Source organism: Hymenobacter citatus (genome assembly GCF_014333615.1).
Taxonomy (GTDB): Bacteria; Bacteroidota; Bacteroidia; order Cytophagales; family Hymenobacteraceae; genus Hymenobacter; species Hymenobacter citatus.
Genome location: NZ_JACSCY010000019.1, coordinates 72647 through 89926, shown reverse-complemented (window position 1 = coordinate 89926; position 17280 = coordinate 72647). Strand labels below are relative to the sequence as shown.

General features: G+C 56.3%; 10 protein-coding genes and 1 pseudogene. 7 read left to right on the top strand and 4 right to left on the bottom strand.

Features of this window, described 5'->3' with window-relative positions:
• Positions 1–79: 79 nt before the first annotated feature.
• Positions 80–1681, bottom strand: coding sequence for a hypothetical protein (locus H8B15_RS18600; protein WP_187321151.1), 1602 nt, complete (start codon positions 1679–1681; stop codon positions 80–82).
• A gap of 154 nt (positions 1682–1835) precedes the next feature.
• Between H8B15_RS18600 and H8B15_RS18595 the strand changes: the two genes are divergently transcribed.
• Positions 1836–3446, top strand: a complete 1611-nt coding sequence (locus H8B15_RS18595) for a hypothetical protein (RefSeq protein ID WP_187321150.1) — start codon at positions 1836–1838, stop codon at positions 3444–3446.
• A 218-nt stretch (positions 3447–3664) separates the two neighbouring features.
• Here H8B15_RS18595 and H8B15_RS18590 read toward each other — a convergent pair whose 3' ends face one another.
• The 3 genes from H8B15_RS18590 to H8B15_RS18580 all read right to left on the bottom strand — a co-directional run bounded on the left by H8B15_RS18590 (position 3665) and on the right by H8B15_RS18580 (position 7023).
• A complete protein-coding gene (locus H8B15_RS18590; RefSeq protein WP_187321149.1) occupies positions 3665–5134 on the bottom strand; it encodes an exonuclease domain-containing protein in 1470 nt (489 codons plus the stop codon).
• Between the two features lie 165 nt (positions 5135–5299).
• Positions 5300–5764, bottom strand: a complete 465-nt coding sequence (locus H8B15_RS18585; protein WP_187321148.1) for a PA2169 family four-helix-bundle protein — start codon at positions 5762–5764, stop codon at positions 5300–5302.
• 80 nt (positions 5765–5844) lie between these two features.
• Complete coding sequence (locus H8B15_RS18580; protein ID WP_246455695.1) at positions 5845–7023, bottom strand: AI-2E family transporter; 1179 nt, start codon at positions 7021–7023, stop codon at positions 5845–5847.
• A 225-nt stretch (positions 7024–7248) separates the two neighbouring features.
• Here H8B15_RS18580 and H8B15_RS18575 point away from each other — a divergent pair, with 225 nt between their 5' ends.
• The 6 genes and pseudogenes from H8B15_RS18575 to infC form a co-directional block, all read left to right on the top strand.
• Complete coding sequence (locus tag H8B15_RS18575; RefSeq protein WP_187321147.1) at positions 7249–9186, top strand: DNA topoisomerase IV subunit B; 1938 nt, start codon at positions 7249–7251, stop codon at positions 9184–9186.
• 362 nt (positions 9187–9548) lie between these two features.
• Positions 9549–12287, top strand: a complete 2739-nt coding sequence (locus H8B15_RS18570; RefSeq protein WP_425489807.1) for a DNA gyrase/topoisomerase IV subunit A — start codon at positions 9549–9551, stop codon at positions 12285–12287.
• A 92-nt stretch (positions 12288–12379) separates the two neighbouring features.
• Positions 12380–13204, top strand: a complete 825-nt coding sequence (locus tag H8B15_RS18565; protein WP_187321146.1) for a tetratricopeptide repeat protein — start codon at positions 12380–12382, stop codon at positions 13202–13204.
• A 43-nt stretch (positions 13205–13247) separates the two neighbouring features.
• Complete coding sequence (locus tag H8B15_RS18560) at positions 13248–14396, top strand: tetratricopeptide repeat protein (RefSeq protein WP_187321145.1); 1149 nt, start codon at positions 13248–13250, stop codon at positions 14394–14396.
• A gap of 128 nt (positions 14397–14524) precedes the next feature.
• Positions 14525–16462, top strand: coding sequence for a threonine--tRNA ligase (gene thrS, locus H8B15_RS18555; protein ID WP_187321144.1), 1938 nt, complete (start codon positions 14525–14527; stop codon positions 16460–16462).
• Positions 16463–16620: 158 nt separating this feature from the next.
• Positions 16621–17178: pseudogene (infC, locus tag H8B15_RS18550) on the top strand (translation initiation factor IF-3); the annotation flags it as partial.
• Between the last annotated feature and the right edge of the window lie 102 nt (positions 17179–17280).

Below are 17280 nucleotides of genomic sequence, written 5' to 3'. Positions count from 1 at the left end.
ACTTGCATAAGGTCCTTCGCAAGCTCAGGATGACACAGCCTTTTGCATTCACAACTTCACAAACTCACAACTTCACCCTTTAATACCCCTCTCGATCATAGGCGTGGGACGCAACGCCTCGACGGCGGCGGTCGACGGTGCTGGGGCCAGGGGTGAGGTTGTTGCCGGTTTTGGTGTCGTAGTAGAACATTCTTCTTTTTCCGCCCGCTACCTGCGACGAATCTACTACGGTATCTTCGTTGGGGCCGCCGTGGATGTTGAGCCGGATTCCGGTGCGTACGTTTCCACGCACCACAAATTCGTCCTCGCCGCGCAGGCCGAAGTAGGTAATGGTCTTGGTGTCCTGGTTGCGGAAGGTGCGTTGATAGTACGGTTTGGGGTCTACGACTTGCTGCTTTTTCCGGGGTAGGCGATATACACTTACGCGAGTAGTAGAGTCGGAGAAGCGCTCTGTTACGAAGCGGTCAGGTTCGTCGGTACCCACTACCTCCACGTGCTCGGCCAGCACGTGGTAGAACTGCCGGGCTGCTTCGGGCAAGGCTGCCCGCCGCTCGCGCAGTGCCCGCGCAATATATTCGCCCTCCAGCTCGTAGATGGGCGGCGGCAGCTGATGCACGGCCACGGCAATAACCGAGTCGGTGAGGCGGCGCTGCAAGTCGGTGGCTAGCTGCTGAAACTGCGCTGCCGTAATTTCGGGTAGAGCGCGGGTATCCAGGAAGTGCGCGTTGTGTACGGTGCCGGAAACGTCTTCGTAGCGCGGCCGAAACGTGCGAAACTTGCGCACTGCCCACTTCCGCGACATCAGCCAGGGAATCAGGCCATCATCAAACCGAAAGTATACCTGGTCGCGGTCTTTGGGTACGGGGCGGTAGATAGTGTGGTCATTCTGCTGATATTCAGCCCACTGCCACTGGCCCTCGTGCCGGTCCCAGTCGCCAATCAGGATATCCAACAGACGGGCGCGGGCAAAGGCTAGCTGATCGATTTGATGGGTAGGAGAGGCGTAGCGCCCGGCCAGTACGTCGTCGGTATCCACTAAGTCCACGGCATTGCCGAAGGCAGGTGTGAGGTTTTCGGCGCCGTCAAACTTCTCTTCCAGCATCACCAGCTTCCCCTGCATGTCGTCCGTGGCCGTACCGAGGTTGGTTTCGCTGGGGGGAACATAGAAAATGCGCGGGTGAGTATGCGGAATGCCCGCAGCCTGCGCCAGTGGCGGCACCGTGAGGGCAGCATAAGGATTAGCAGCTGAGGTAGCATCACGCACTAGCGTTAGCACAAACGTATGCCGTAGCACTTTGGGGAGGGTTTTATACGGGTCCTTATCGAGCGTGCGTAGGGCATACTCGCGCCCCGTAGAGCTTTCCAGGGTAGCACTAACGGTTTGAAAGCCACCACCGCGCTTCTCAAACTTCAGTCCGCCCATCTCCGTGGCAGGGTCAAACACAAGCACCCACACGGGCGTGGCCCACACGTCCCGGTAGTGCTTTCCGAAGAAAAGCGTGTAGAAACCGCTGCGCCGGTAGTGGCGCCCGGCAGTAGCCAGCACCGAGTCGGTGCCGGGGGGTAGGGGGGCGGCAGTAGTGGGCCGCACGCGGGCATCCGGCTGAAAAAAGGTAGTATGATGGGCGCAGCCTGCTATACCTGTCAGCAATGCGCCGCCCAACAAGTAGCGGTAGAACATAGAAAAGAGCAGAAAGAAGAGAATAGGTAGCCCCTTAAACGCAACCAGAACAGAAAAGTCAACCCAAATCGTACAACCGCTGCCGCCCGGTTGGGGTATACGGACGAGTAGCGCTACGCAGGCTACTTTTCATTTGACTATTTCCTTCAGATTTGTGTCTGTTTTTTGTTCCTCACAGCGCTTTCAGGTTCTGACGACGGGGGTGCTGTGTGCTTTTCTGAATAGCTCGTGTGCTTCGCCCGCGCCCAAGACGGCTGTGGTGCCCCCCAACATTGGCCCCGATTCTGTGGTGCAAGTGGCCGCAGGACCGGGCTACGCCCGTAGCCGAACCTACAAGTTTTTCTGGGGCCGTCACTACCGGAAGGAGTGGGCCACACCGGTGCCGGTGCGCGTATTCAACTTAAGTACGGTGGTGCCTGGCGGCCTCACGCCGGTACAGGCCGGCGGGAGCTTTCAAACCAAAAACCTGCGGTTGGTAGACCGCAACGGCGTGGAGTACGTGCTGCGCTCCGTAGACAAAGACGCCACTAAGGCTTTACCCGTACGGTTGCAGGATGGGGTTATTGGTCGATTGATGAAGGACCAAACCAGTGTCATTCATCCCTACGGCGCCTTTATTGTGCCGGTGCTGGCCAATGCGGCGGGCGTGTACCACACCAACCCTATTCTGGGCTACCTGGGCGATGATCCGGTGCTTGGTAAGTTTCGGCAAGACTACGCCAACGCGCTCTACCTACTAGAAGAGCGCCCCGACGGCGACCAGAGCACCGTGCGCAGCTTCGGGCAATCGGCCAAGGTACAAAGCTCGCGCAAGGTGTTTACCAACCTGGTGGCCAGTGCGCGCTACCACGTCGATGCGCGGCAATACCTTCGCTCGCGCTTGTTTGATATGTGGCTAGGCGACTGGAGCCGCCGTGAGGACCAGTGGCGCTGGGCCAGCTTTCCTACCCCCGACAGCAGTACGCGCTACCAGGCCATCCCGCGCGACCGGGACCACGCGTTTTTCAAGTTTGATGATGGGCTGCTGACGCACATCATCGGCTGGGTGAAAACCAATTATCAGAGCTTCCACAAAAATATCCGGCTGGCTGATGTGGAGGGTCTCAACCGCGCTGCCCGCCCCATGGACAAATCCTTGCTGGTGTACCTATCAGCCGAGGATTTCCAACAAGTGGCCGATTCCATGCGCCAGAGCCTCACCAACGACGTGATTCGCCGCTCCCTGCAAGTGTGGCCGCCGGAAGTGTATGCGCTGTCGGGCGAAGAATTTACGGAGAAACTACGCAGCCGCCGCGACCAGCTGCCGGCCGTAGCAGCCAAGTTCTACGAACTGCTCGCCCGCGACGTGGAAATACCCGGCACCGAGGAGCCGGAGCGGTTTGTGATAGAACCGGCCGGGGTAGGGCAAGTGCGTATCAGCGTCTATCGGGCGGTTCAGAAACAGGCGCCTACCCTGATTGGGCAACGCGTATTCAACGCCCACGACACACGCTCCATCAAGCTGTTCGGGCTGGGTGGCAACGACGTATTTGAAATCAACGGCCTACCCGACGCTCGCATTGCCATCGGCCTCTACGATGGTGCCGGGCAGGATACTATTCGTCAGCAAACACCGCCGGCCACAACCTCCAACCGCATCACCCTCTACAACAGCAACGATGGCAATACCGTGGAGGTAGGCAAAGCCATCCAAGTGAAAGACTACCAACCCGCCGCCAACGAGTTTGACGGCACCGGCTGGCTCCTGCGCCACCGGTTGTATTAGGTGAGATGGTGAGATGGTGAGATGGTGAAGTGGTGAGTAGGAAGCAGCAAACCGTCTGTCATCCTGAACGCAGCGAAGCGAAGTGAAGGACCTTATGCCCACGGAACGAGTCGTTGGTACGCTTGTCGTTTTTGCGTGATAAGGTCCTTCACTTCGCTTCGCTGCGTTCAGAATGACAGACGGTTTTTAACTCACCACTTCACCATCTCACCACCTCACTATTTAAACACCTTCACCTTCTCTCCGCGGCGTTTGGTGCGCACGTACTGGCGGATGATCTGCTGCACGTCTTTGTTGTCGTTGTAGCGTGTAATGACCTCCTTGAAATCGTCCAGCCGGCGCGCCGAGAACGTGTCGTCTACGTAGCCGAAGCCTAGGTAGCGGCCGTTTTCCACCACTACAATGGTCTGCTCGAAGGGCGTGCGGCCGGGTCCAATCACCACAAACGAGCCGTGCTCGTACGTAAACGACTCAATGGCCTGCTCCACCCGGAGGTTGTATTCTTCAGGTGGCTCCAGGCCCACGCAGGCGCCCTTGCAGCGGTGCACCTGGTAATCGAAGCAAGACCCTGTAGTTTTGTATAGGTCGCAGAGCTTCTGGCACAAGTTGAACTTGGCTACTTTATGAAATAAGAAGCCCTTCGCCTTGAACTGGTTGCCCAGCGCAATGAGCGGGTGCGACTCGCTATGGTCGTCGGCGCGGCCGTAGTAGAGGTGCTTGTAGCCGTTTTCGTCGGTGCGCAGAAAGATGCCCGCCGGAAACACCGAGCGCCGCTGGGCGCGGTTATACAGCGGTTTCAGGCGCTTAATCTCATGCGACTCGTAGAGCAGCGCTACTAACTCCGAGCCCGTCAGCTCCCACGTGATGTCGGCAATAGAGTTCTTGAACTCCAGGCTCTTGCGCGACTTGTAATCCACCGCAAAGTGCTGCTGAATGCGCTTGTAGATATTGATGCTCTTGCCCACATAAATCACCTCGCCCGCCTCGTTGTGGAAGTAGTAGACCCCGGCTTCCTGGGGTAGGGACGCTACCTTCTCGGGCGTGATGAGCGGCGGCAGTAACGCCGTTTTGATGGCCTCCTGCACGGCCTTCACCTTGCGGGCGCTGGGTTTCTTGCCGGCGGGCGCCACTGCATCTACCGCCGCCAGCGTATCGGCCGCCGACGTGCCGGGCGTTTGCAGGGCCTCATCCTGCTGACTGATTTTCAGGAGCCGATCAAACAGAATAGCCGTGGCGTGGGCGTCGCCGGCGGCGCGGTGCCTACCCTCCAGCGGAATCCCGATGTTCTGGCACAGCTTGCCCAGGCTGTAGCTGGGTTGCCCCGGAATCAGGGAGCGACTCAGGCGCACCGTGCACAGCGTTTTGCGCGAGTAGTTGTAGCCTAAGTCGGCAAACTCTTTTTTCAGAAACGAGTAGTCGAAGCGCACATTGTGGGCTACAAATACGCAGCCTTCCGTCATCTCCACCACCTTGCGCGCCACCTCATGAAAGCGCGGCGCATCCCGCACCATCTCATCGTTGATACCCGTGAGCTGGGTGATAAAAAATGGAATCTGCCGTCCCGGATTCAGCAAGGTGCTGTACTGGTCCACGATTTTCTCGCCGTCGTGGATGAAGATGGCTATTTCCGTGATGCGGTCCTGGGTGGGCTGCCCGCCGGTGGTTTCAAGGTCGATGATGGCGTACAAAAGCGGCTACTGATAAGGTCGGTACAATGCTAACCGGATTGGTAACAAAGATACGACCCCGGAAGGTTGCACGCGAAGAGCAGATGAAAGAGGGTAGGGGCACAAAAAAAGCGACCCGCATCATGCGGGTCGCTTTCACTATAAGCAGTGCTATTGAAGCATTACTTATTTTTTCATTGCCGTGATTTTGTTTTTGGCGGCCAGAATCTGGCTGTGCTGCTGCTGAATCAGGCTTTTGGCGTCCTGGGGTAGGCCTTCGGCGCTCAGAGCGGTTTCGTAGGCTTTCAGGGCCGTAGCATCACCGGTTTCAGCTTCGCCGAGAATGGCGTTGTCGTCTTGGCCGGTAATGGCCGATTTCAGGTTGATCCAGCCGCGGTGTACGGCAGCAGCGGCGTCAGCTACTGCACCTTCAATGGTACCTTCGTTTTGCGTCTGAATGCCATATTGGCTAGCATGCTGCTTCAGGTCGCTGGCGAACTGGGCGCGCTGCTGGCTCAGTTGGCTGAATTCTGATTTCAATTGTGGGTTCGATACACCTTCAGCGGCTTCCTGGTAGCCTTTGGCACCAGTTTCGTTGATTTCTACGAGGTCGTTGTAAGCGCGAGCGGTTTTTTCGGTAATAGCAGCCATGGCTGTAGATGTTTTAGTGGAAGAGTGTAAGGTTCTGCTAATGCAGTTGTGCTCTTTATACTAAACCAGTTTCGGCCGGGTTACGATTTGCCCGAAAGTTGTTGCCACAGGCGGCCAAAGAAGCCGGGTTGATTCTTTGGCTTATCGGGGTCGTCTTCCCCGTCAGCCACGTCGCCCAGCAAAAAGCCCCACGGTTCCGTCGACTTCGAGGCGTCAAAAATCACTTTTAGCACGGCCGTTAGCGGAATGCTCAGAATCATGCCCGGCGTGCCCCACAACTCGCCGCCTAGAATCAGGGCAATGATGGCCGCCATGGGGTTGATGCTCACTTTAGAGCCCGTGATGGTAGGCGTGATGAAGTTGCCCTCTAGGAACTGCACAAACGCAAACACCCCCACAACGCCCAGTGCTTTCAGCGGTGAGCCGGTTTCTACCAGTGTAATCAGGGTAGGCAAGGCTGCCCCAATGAAGATACCGATGAAGGGAATAACGGCCAGTACCGAAGCAAAAATGGCGAAGAAAATGGCGAATTTCACCCCCAGAATCAATAGGCCAATAGCGTTCAAAACAGCCACAATCACAATAACTGTGAGCAGACCAGAAATATAGGCCTGCACTACCGTTTGGATGTTATCCATGGTATTGAGCACCGACGTGCGCTTGTCGGGCGTCACGAAGCGGAACAAAAACTGCCGCATGTGGTCGCGGTAGTACAGCAGGCAGAAAATGTAAATGGGAATTAGTGTAACCACGCTCAACACACTGGTCGTGGTATCCAGGGTGGTGCCCAGCCAGCCGCCCGCTCGGTTCTTCAACGTTTCCAGCGACTGATCAATCACCTGATCTTTGCTAATCGGTTGGAATCCAAAGCGCGAGCTAAGCATCTGCTGGATCTGATCGAAGTACTGCGCTAGCTTCTGTTGGAACAGTGGTATCTCGTTGCGGAATTGCATGAGCTGCGTTCCGAACACATAAAAAAGTCCTACGAGCAGAGTTATTACCAACAGTAGACATACCACAATAGCTAGTATCCGCGAGAGCCCCCATACTTCTAGCCGACGACAGATTGGCAACAACAGAACTGCCAGTAAAGAAGAGAAGGCAATTGGTAAAATAATGCCATCCAGTTTGTGTAATACGTACACCAGCAGCGACATACCGATGAGCACAAAGGTGTAGTGCACCACCGCCGACTGCTTAATTTCCGTTGGTGGCGCTGCATGGCGTGGGCCATTAAAATTATTGGGGTTGGGTAGCATTGGCTAATAAAATTGGGAGAGTTGGAGTGGGAAAAGAGGCCTGAAATGGCTACATTTGGGAGTTCAGTATGAACTATGGCTGACGGAGTAAGGTTTTGCTAACGTCATTCGCTTTTTGTCGACAAAACACGACGTTGCCAACCTGTGCCGGCCTTTACGAACCCTTGCGAAAAAAGGCCGATTTTCTGTGTTATTTTACCTCAAATTTGCTTTTAACTGTTTTCTATGGCCGACGAACAACTCCCCCTCGCACCGCCCGCCCATGCCTACAACGAGGATAGCATCCGCTCCCTCGACTGGCGCGAGCACATCCGCCTGCGGCCGGGTATGTACATTGGCAAGCTCGGCGACGGCTCGGCCGCCGACGATGGCATCTACGTGTTGGTGAAGGAAGTCATCGATAACTGCATCGACGAGCACGTGATGGGCTACGGCCGCACCATCGAAGTGAAGATTACCGACACCCGCGTGCAGGTGCGCGACTACGGCCGCGGCATTCCGCTGGGCAAGGTGGTCGACGTGGTCAGCAAGATCAACACCGGCGGTAAGTACGACAGCAAAGTGTTCCAGAAGTCGGTGGGCCTGAACGGGGTAGGTACCAAAGCCGTGAATGCGCTCAGCAACTACTTCCTGGTGCAAAGCACCCGCGACGGCGAGCAGAAAAGCGCTGAGTTTTCCCGCGGGGAATTGCAGAAAAACCCCAAGCCCACCAAAACTAGTCAGCGCAACGGCACGCTGATGGTCTTCGAGCCCGACGATACTATCTTCAAAAACTACCGCTTCATCCCGGAGTACCTGGAAAGCCAGATCCGGAACTATTGCTACCTGAACGCGGGCCTAGCCATCCATTTCAACGGCCAGAAGTATCTCTCCGAGAATGGCTTGCTGGACCTGTTGCGCCACAAAACCGATGAGGAAAGCCTGCGCTACCCCATCATTCACCTGAAAGGGGAGGATATCGAGCTGGCTCTCACCCACGGCAACGACTACGGCGAGGAGCACTATTCCTTTGTGAACGGGCAGTACACCACCCAGGGCGGCACGCACTTGGCGGCCTTCCGCGAAGCACTGGTGAAAACCGTGCGCGAGCACTATGGTAAAGACTACGATGCGGCCGATATTCGGGCATCTGTGATTGGGGCCATTTCGGTGCGGGTGCAGGAACCTGTATTTGAGAGCCAGACCAAAACCAAGCTGGGTAGCCTCAACATGGGTCCCGATGGCCCCACGGTGCGCGGCTTCATCCTGGATTTCGTGAAGGAGCACCTCGACAACTACCTCCACAAAAACCCCGATACCAAAGAAGCGCTCAAAAAGCGCATCGAGCAAAGCGAGCGGGAGCGTAAAGACATGGCGGGCGTGAAAAAGCTGGCCAACCAACGCGCCAAAAAAGCCAACCTGCACAACCGCAAGCTCCGCGACTGCCGCCTGCACTTCGGCGAAAACAAGCACGACAATGAGCAGCTTACTACCCTGTTCATCACGGAGGGCGACTCGGCCTCGGGCTCCATCACCATGAGCCGCAATGTGGAAACCGAAGCCGTATTCAGTCTGCGCGGTAAGCCGCTGAACTGCTTTGGGTTGAAGAAAAAAGTGGTGTACGAAAACGAGGAGTTCAACCTGTTGCAGCACGCCCTCAACATTGAGGAAGGCATCGAAAACCTGCGTTATAATCGTGTGGTAATTGCCACTGACGCCGACGTAGACGGTATGCACATCCGCCTGCTGCTGCTCACGTTCTTCCTGCAATTCTTTCCCGACTTGGTGCGCAACGGCCACGTGTACATTCTGGAAACGCCGCTGTTCCGCGTACGCAACAAAAAGCAGACGATTTATTGTTACAACGAATCGGAAAAGCAGCAGGCCATCCGGCAACTGGGCCGCAACCCCGAAATCACCCGCTTCAAAGGGCTGGGCGAAATCTCGCCCGACGAGTTCGGTAAGTTCATTGGCGACAATATCCGTCTGGAACCCGTGATTTTGCAGGCCGAGCGCTCAGTGCAGCAAATCCTGACCTACTACATGGGTAAGAATACGCCTGCCCGCCAGGAGTTCATTATTGACAATCTGCGTTTAGAGAAGGATCTGATTACCAGCGATGTGCTGCCCGTGGAGGAAGCACCAGTCGAGCAGCTGGAAGCAGCGGAAATTGAGGTAGTATAGTAATTGTATAGATAGCCTTCTATTAGGACGCCACATGCCGTCTTGCCTTATTTGTACAAATACAAGCAAGGTAAGTCGGCGAAAGGCGAGGTAGGAGAGAGGTACAAGAACAAAAATCGTGGCTCCGGCCACACACAACCGTGTCAGAAGAAAACAACCCCCACGACCTGAATCCGACCGACCCGCAGCCCGACTCCTTCGGCGCGGGCGATACGCTCGACTTTGGCGCCGCTACCCCAGCGGCCCATTTGTACGCCACGGGCGAAGCTGAAGATCTGGCTGCTGCCCACGATGAAACGACCACCGAAACTGATCTGGAAGTCGCAACCGACGCGGCAGAAAGTGAGGAGCTAGACGAACCAGTGGAGCCGGAGGAGGAAGAAGTGGAAGCCAAGTTTGCGCCCGGCGAAACCATCCACGACATCTCGTCGGTGCGCGGCATGTACCAGAACTGGTTTCTGGACTACGCCAGCTACGTGATTCTGGAGCGCGCCGTGCCTGCCCTCGAAGATGGCCTGAAGCCCGTGCAGCGCCGTATCCTGCACGCTATGAAGGAGATGGATGATGGGCGCCTGAACAAGGTAGCCAACATCATTGGCCAGACCATGCAGTACCACCCCCACGGCGACGCCTCCATCGGCGACGCCATCGTGAACCTGGGGCAGAAGGACCTGCTGATCGACCACCAGGGCAACTGGGGCAACATCCGCACCGGTGACTCGGCCGCGGCGCCGCGCTACATTGAAGCCCGCCTGAGCAAGTTTGCGCTGGATGTAGTGTTCAACCCCGATACCACGGAGTGGCAGCTAAGCTACGACGGCCGTAAGCGCGAGCCAGTGACCCTACCCGTGAAGTTTCCCTTGCTGCTGGCGCAGGGGGTAGAGGGCATTGCCGTGGGCCTGAGCACGAAGATCATGCCCCACAACTTCCGCGAGTTGTGTAAGGCCAGCATCGACGTACTGCGGGGCAAGGCCGTAGAACTGTACCCCGATTTCCCGACGGGTGGCCTCTGCGACGTGAGCAACTACCAAAATGGGCAGCGCGGCGGCAAAATCCGGCTGCGCGCTACCATCGAAAAGGTAGACAAAACCACGCTCGTGATTCGTGATATTCCCTACGGCACCACCACTACGGCGCTGATGGAAAGTATCGTGAAAGCTACGGAGGCCAACAAGATTAAAATCAAGAAAATCGTGGATAGCACCACGGCGGAGGTCGAAATTCAGGTGCAATTGCCGCCCGGCGTGTCGCCCGACCTCACCATTGATGCGCTCTACGCTTTCACGGATTGCGAAATCAGCATTTCGCCCAACACCTGCGTCATCATCGACGAGAAACCGCGCTTTATGGCGGTAGAAGACGTGCTGCACATGAGCACGGCCAAAACCCTGCGGCTGCTGGAGCGGGAGCTGGAAATCCGTCAGGATGAGTTGCGGGAGAAGTGGCACTCAGCGTCGTTGGAGAAAATCTTCATCGAAAACCGCATCTACCGCAAAATAGAAGAGGCCGAAACCTGGGAGCAAATCCTGGAAATTATGGATGCCGGCCTGAAGAAGTTTGTGCGTGTGGACGGCGAGAAAGCCCGCGCCAACGACACGCGCATTGTGCTGCGCCGCGCTATCACCGAAGACGACCTCACGCGTCTCACCGAAATCCGCATCAAGCGTATTTCCAAGTACGACGGGTTCAAGGCTGACGAGTATATCCAACGTCTGGAGGCAGAAATGGCCGAGGTGGCTGACCACTTGCTGCACCTCACGCGTTACGCCATCAACTACTTCGAGAACTTGCTGAAGAAGTACGGCGCGGGTAGGGAGCGCAAAACCCAGCTGCGCACGTTCGATGTGGTGACGGCCCAAAAAGTAGCTATTGCCAACCAAAAGCTCTACGTGAACCGCCAGGATGGCTTTGTGGGCTACGGCCTGAAAAAAGACGACAAAGCCGAATTTGTAGTAGACTGCTCTGACCTCGACGACATCATCGCCATCCGCCGCGACGGCTCGTTTATGGTGACCAAAGTGGCCGAAAAAACCTTCGTAGGGAAGGATATTCTGCACGTGGGCATCTACAATAAGAACGACGACCGGCTGGTATACAACATGATGTACCTCGACGGTGCCTCGGGCATCACGTACGCCAAGCGTTTCTTGGTTACAGGCATCACGCGCGACAAAACCTACGACCTCACCAAGGGCTCGAAGGGCTCCAAAGTGCTCTACCTCACGGCCAACCCCAACTCCGAATCGGAGGTGGTAGGCGTGCAGTTGTCCGACAAGGCTCCGGCTCGCGTGAAGCAGTTCGATTTCGATTTTGCTGAGCTGGCCATCAAGGGCAAAGGCTCTATGGGCAACATCGTGACCAAGCAGCCTATCAAGAAAATCACCCAGAAAAGCCTGGGCGACTCTACCCTGGGTGGGCGCGAAATGTTCTTTGATGCAGTGGTAGGCCGCCTGAATACCGCCGGCCACGGCCGCTACCTGGGCACCTTTGATACCGACAACACCATCCTGGTGCTTTACAAAGACGGTAGCTACGAGCTGAAGTCGCCCGATCCGGCCCACCATTTCGACGTGCCCAACATGGTGCTACTGCGCAAGCTGGAACCTGAAACGGTATTGAGCACCGTCTATATGGAAGGCGAAACGAAAACGCACTACGTCAAGCGCTTCCGCATCGAAACCAGCACTCTGGACAAGCGCTTTATTTTCATTTCGGAAAGTAAAGGCTCCAAATTGCTAGCGGCCACTGCCAACCCTGAACCAGCAGTAGAGGTGAAGATGCAACGGGAAAAGAAAGCCGACCGCGAAACCGAGCAACTCCTGCTGCACGAGTTCATTGATGTGAAGGGCTGGAAAGCTCAAGGCAATAAGTTAGCCTACTACAAGATCCACACCCTGACACTGCTCACCGACGAAGGCCCCGAGCCGGAACGTCGCGAAGCCCGCAAAAAGCGCGGCCCGGCTACTATTCCACGTCCGGCCGCCGCATCGGCCACAGACGACTTGCCCGAATTGCAGGAGCCGGTAGACGTGACGGCCGAAGAGGTGGAGCGCGCGCAGGCACTGTTGCGTCGGCCTAAGTCGCAGCTAAAACTTTTTTAAGATGTACGTAGGGTAGGGCCAGCAACTGTTAGCCCTACCCTATATTCATTGGGCACCAAAAGTGCCGCCGTAGCCGTTAGAAGCGCGTGCGTATGAAACGGTATATTCTGGTATTATGGCTGCTGGGGTGCCTCTTGGGGCGTAGTGCCACAGCAGCCACAACGGCGGCTGCCAACGACTCTGTGGTAGTGCAGAAGTTGCTGAAACAGGCACATACCCTACAAGCCGCCTATCAAGAATCGGAGGCCTTAGGTAAATACGAAGAGGTGCTGCACGAAGACCCGAGTTGTTACGAGGCATTGTGGCAAGCCGCCTTGCTGAGCGTCCGTATCGGCGCCCGCTACACCGACGAAACCCGCCGCGGCGCCTACTTCATATCGGCCCGCCAGTTTGCCGACCGGGCGATGGTGGTGCAGCCGTTGGGTGGCGAGGCCAACTATGTGGTAGCCTTAACGTTGGTGAACCGGGCTACGCTGCTCACGGCTCGTGGCCGGCTGCACGCCTACAAAACCATGAAGCCCTACGTTTTTATGGCGGTAGCTCGTTGCCCCGAGTGGGCCGATGCTTGGCAGTTGTTGGGTCGTTGGCACTATCGCGTCGACCATTACAACATCCTGGAGCGCATCTTTACGAAGCTCTTCCTCGGTGGAATGCCCAGCGGGGCCGGTTCGCGTAAAGCGATTGATGCGTTACGGCGTGCGCATCAACTTGATTCTACCCGCATTCAGTTTTGCTACGATTTGGCGCGGGTCTACCGCAACCAAGGCCAGCGGCGCAATGCCCGCCTGATTCTGGAAGAAGCAGTACAATTAGCACCTACCACCAGCGATGAGCTAGAGGTAAGCCGCCGCTGTCGGGCAATGCTGTTGCAAGCTCGCCGTCGGCAGGCGCGCCGTCCGGCCAGCTTCCAGCACTAACCGTGGTGCTAGGATTGTATCTTTGTCAAAATAAGTAAGAAGAGTGATAGCACGTGATAGGCTGCGGAACCAAAGCAAACAACGCCACCGGCTGGTCTGGGTAGCGGCCGCGCTGCTGACCACGAGTTGCAGCGGCCCCACCGAGCGGCCCGACCGGATGGTGCCGTTGGCTACCGTGCAAAGCGGTCCTCATATCCAGGCGCAGGAGTTGGACGGTGCTATTGCCCGGCAGCCTGGTAATGCCTCGCTCTACGCCCGGCGCGCTGCCTTCCGGCTCGATGCGGGACAGGTAGAACCGGCGTTGCAGGACATCAACCAAGCACTGGATCTAGACGACGGCCCCGGCGAGTTTTACTTCACCAAAGCCCGTGCCCTACGCGCTAAGTATCAGCTGACAGCGGCCCTGGCCGCGGCCGACGAGGCCGCCCGCCACGGCTTTGCCTCACCCGAGCTAAACCTGCTGGTAGGAGAGGCTAATCTAGCAACTCGCCATTACCAAGCGGCGCTTGATCAGCTCGACCGGGTGCTACAGCAGGAGCCCGATCATGTGGCCGCCTTATTCTACAAAGGATTAGCATTTGCTGCTACCGGCGATACCACACAAGCCATTGATTATCTGAGAGCTAGTTTGATCCGAGACCCACGCCAGGCCGAAACCCTGCATCAACTGGCTTTCCTACTCAACGCCTACCGTCAACCAGATCAGGGAGCTCGATACGCTGCTCGTGGGCTTAAACTAGACCCCACCTACGCCCCGTTGCTGTACGATTATGCCCGCCAATTTGAGTTGCAGTCCGCGCCCGATAGTGCGCTGCGTTACTACACCCAGGCGTTGCAGCAGGACTCTACCCTCTATCGCGCCGACTATCATTTGGGGCAACTGGCCTACGAGCAGCGACGCTACACTGTGGCTATTCCGGCGCTACAACGAGCACTGCGCCGGGCACCCCGCTTGCCGGAAGCCCGGCAACAGCTAGCCGAAAGTCTGGAAAACACAGGTCGCTATACTGAGGCACAGGCCCAATATCGGCAATTGGTGGCCGAAAACCCCGGCAACCGCCACTGGACCTACAAAGTCTGGAAGACGGGGGAGCGGGCCCGCGGGTTTTCGGGAGATACCACCCGCAGCCGCGTATCGGCGGTAGCACCACTCGCCCCACGTCCGGCCACAGCGAATCATGAAGAAGAGTAGGGGTAGGAGCCGAAATGAAATCCGGTTTAAATCCACCTCAAGCTGCTAACTTGCGCTTTCTACACAGTGGGTAGTAGTACGTATCCTGTCCCAGCTACCCCACAACTAACCCTGACAACGAATTACCGATGATTGACATCACGCTCCCCGATGGCTCCGTCCGCCAGTTTGAGGCCGGCGCCACGGGCTACGATGTAGCCGCCAGCATCAGCGAAGGACTGGCCCGCAATGCATTGGCCGTGCGCGTTGATGGCGAAGTGCGCGACCTGCACCGCCCAATCGACCAGAGCAGCAACCTGGAAATCCTAACCTGGAATGACGCTGGCGGCAAGATGGCCTTCTGGCATTCCTCGGCCCACTTGCTGGCCGAAGCGCTGGAAGACCTCTACCCTGGCGTGAAGCTGGGTATCGGACCTGCCATCGAAAACGGCTTCTATTACGATATCGACCTGGGTGAAGGCCGGACGATTTCAACCGATGACTTTCCGGTCATCGAAAAGAAGATGCTGGAGCTGGCTAAGCAGAAAAGCCGTTTCGAGTGCCGTCCCGTGCCCAAGGCTGAGGCAGTGGCATATTTCACCGAAAAAGATGATCCGTATAAGCTGGATCTGATTGACCGCCTGGAAGACGGCAGCATCACGTTCTACCAGCAAGGCAACTTTGTGGACCTCTGCCGCGGCCCCCACCTGCCCGATACATCGCCCATTAAGGCAGTGAAACTGCTGAACGTAGCCGGTGCATACTGGCGCGGCGATGAGAAGAACAAGCAGCTCACGCGCATCTACGGCATCACTTTTCCTAAAGCCAAGGAACTGACCGAATACCTGGAGAAGCTGGAAGAAGCCAAGCGCCGCGACCACCGCAAGTTGGGCAAAGAGCTGGAGCTATTTGCTTTTTCGGAGAAGGTAGGCGCTGGTCTACCCCTGTGGCTGCCTAAAGGGACGGCCCTGCGCGAACGGCTGGAGCAGTTCATGCGCAAGGCCCAAATTAAGTCGGGCTACCTGCCTGTTGTCACGCCACACATTGGTTCCAAGGAGCTATACGTTACGTCGGGTCACTACGAGAAATACGGAGCCGACTCCTTCCAGCCGATCAAGACGCCTAACCCGGGGGAGGAATTTTTCCTCAAGCCCATGAACTGCCCGCACCACTGCGAGATTTACAAGACCAAGCCACGTTCTTATCGTGACTTGCCTTTACGTCTGGCTGAATTTGGTACTGTATATCGTTACGAGCAGTCGGGAGAGTTGCACGGTCTTACGCGCGTGCGCGGCTTCACGCAGGATGATGCGCATATCTTCTGCCGTCCCGATCAAGTAAAGGATGAGTTCAAGAAGGTTATCGACCTTGTACTCTATGTATTCCGTGCGCTGGGTTTCGAGGATTACACTGCGCAAATCTCTCTGCGTGACCCCGAAAATAAAACTAAATACATCGGCTCCGACGAGAACTGGGCACTAGCGGAAAACGCTATTCAGGAGGCCGCTACTGAGAAAGGCCTACCCACCGTGACGGAGTACGGTGAGGCTGCCTTCTATGGTCCCAAGCTCGACTTCATGGTGCGCGATGCACTGGGCCGCAAGTGGCAGCTGGGGACTATTCAGGTTGACTATAACCTGCCTGAGCGCTTCGAATTGGAATACGTAGCACCCGACAACTCTCGCCAACGTCCTGTGATGCTGCACCGGGCACCATTCGGCTCACTGGAGCGTTTCATAGCTGTACTAATCGAGCATTGCGCCGGTAATTTCCCGCTGTGGCTGGCTCCCGAGCAGTTCGCTATTCTACCTATTTCGGAGAAATACCAGGAGTACGCTCAGCAGGTGTACGACCGTCTCCAAGGAGAAGAACTGCGGGGCTCGATCGATAATCGGGACGAAAAAATCGGCCGTAAAATCCGTGATGCGGAGATTTCTAAAGTGCCCTACATGCTGATTGTGGGCGAGAAAGAACAGGAGAATGGTCAGGTTTCTGTGCGCCGCCACGGCGAGGGAGACTTAGGCTCTTTACCTGTTGATGAATTTATTACGAAGTTTCAATCTGAGGTAGCTGCGCTTATGAAATAAGGATAAGGGAATAGCCCTAATCCCGCAATTTTATATAGCAAAACTTTCAGATTTCAAAAAAAAGACGGATATTTGCCCTCTGAATAGGCCCTAGCGACTTTTCGCCGGGGCCTTTCACTATCCAATTAGACCACCACTTTTAGAAGGAGGACCTACCCATAGCTACCCCAAATCGCCGTTACATCCCCCGCGCTCAAGTGGAGGAGCCGTTCAAGATTAACAATAAAATCACGGCCCGTGAGGTGCGTCTGGTCGGCGACAACGTCGAGCAGGGCATTTATCCTGTTGAGCAAGCCCGCCGTATGGCGCAGGAACAAAACCTCGACCTAGTTGAGATTTCGCCTACTGCTGTACCGCCTGTTTGTCGCGTTATCGACTACTCGAAATTTAAGTACGAGCAGAAGAAGCGCACCCGCGAAATGAAGGCCAAGCAGACGAAAGTCGTGCAGAAGGAAATTCGTTTCGGTCCCAATACGGATGATCACGACTTTGCCTTCAAGCTCAAGCACGCGCAGGAGTTCCTGAAGGAAGGCGCCAAAATAAAAGCTTACGTACACTTCGTGGGCCGCTCTATTGTATTCAAAGAGCGTGGCGAAATTTTGCTGCTCAAGTTTGCGCAAGCGCTTGAAGATCTGGCTAAGGTAGAGCAACTACCCAAGCTAGAAGGTAAGCGAATGTTCTTGTATTTGGCACCTAAAGTAGCTCCCAAGCCAAAGCCTGCTGTGAAAGAGTCAGCTCCTGCGGCGGCCAAACCTGCTAAGGAAGGTGCGCCGAAACCTGCTAAAGAGGCTGCTCCCGGTCAAGAGTAGGTTCATGGT

Excerpts from the sequence above, each read along its gene's own strand:
- H8B15_RS18580 (WP_246455695.1), bottom strand. The coding sequence starts at position 7,023 with ATGCTACCCAACCCCAATAATTTTAATGGCCCACGCCATGCAGCGCCA.
- H8B15_RS18565 (WP_187321146.1), top strand. The coding sequence starts at position 12,380 with ATGAAACGGTATATTCTGGTATTATGGCTGCTGGGGTGCCTCTTGGGG.
- H8B15_RS18600 (WP_187321151.1), bottom strand. The coding sequence starts at position 1,681 with ATGTTCTACCGCTACTTGTTGGGCGGCGCATTGCTGACAGGTATAGCA.
- thrS (WP_187321144.1), top strand. The coding sequence starts at position 14,525 with ATGATTGACATCACGCTCCCCGATGGCTCCGTCCGCCAGTTTGAGGCC.
- H8B15_RS18575 (WP_187321147.1), top strand. The coding sequence starts at position 7,249 with ATGGCCGACGAACAACTCCCCCTCGCACCGCCCGCCCATGCCTACAAC.
- H8B15_RS18585 (WP_187321148.1), bottom strand. The coding sequence starts at position 5,764 with ATGGCTGCTATTACCGAAAAAACCGCTCGCGCTTACAACGACCTCGTA.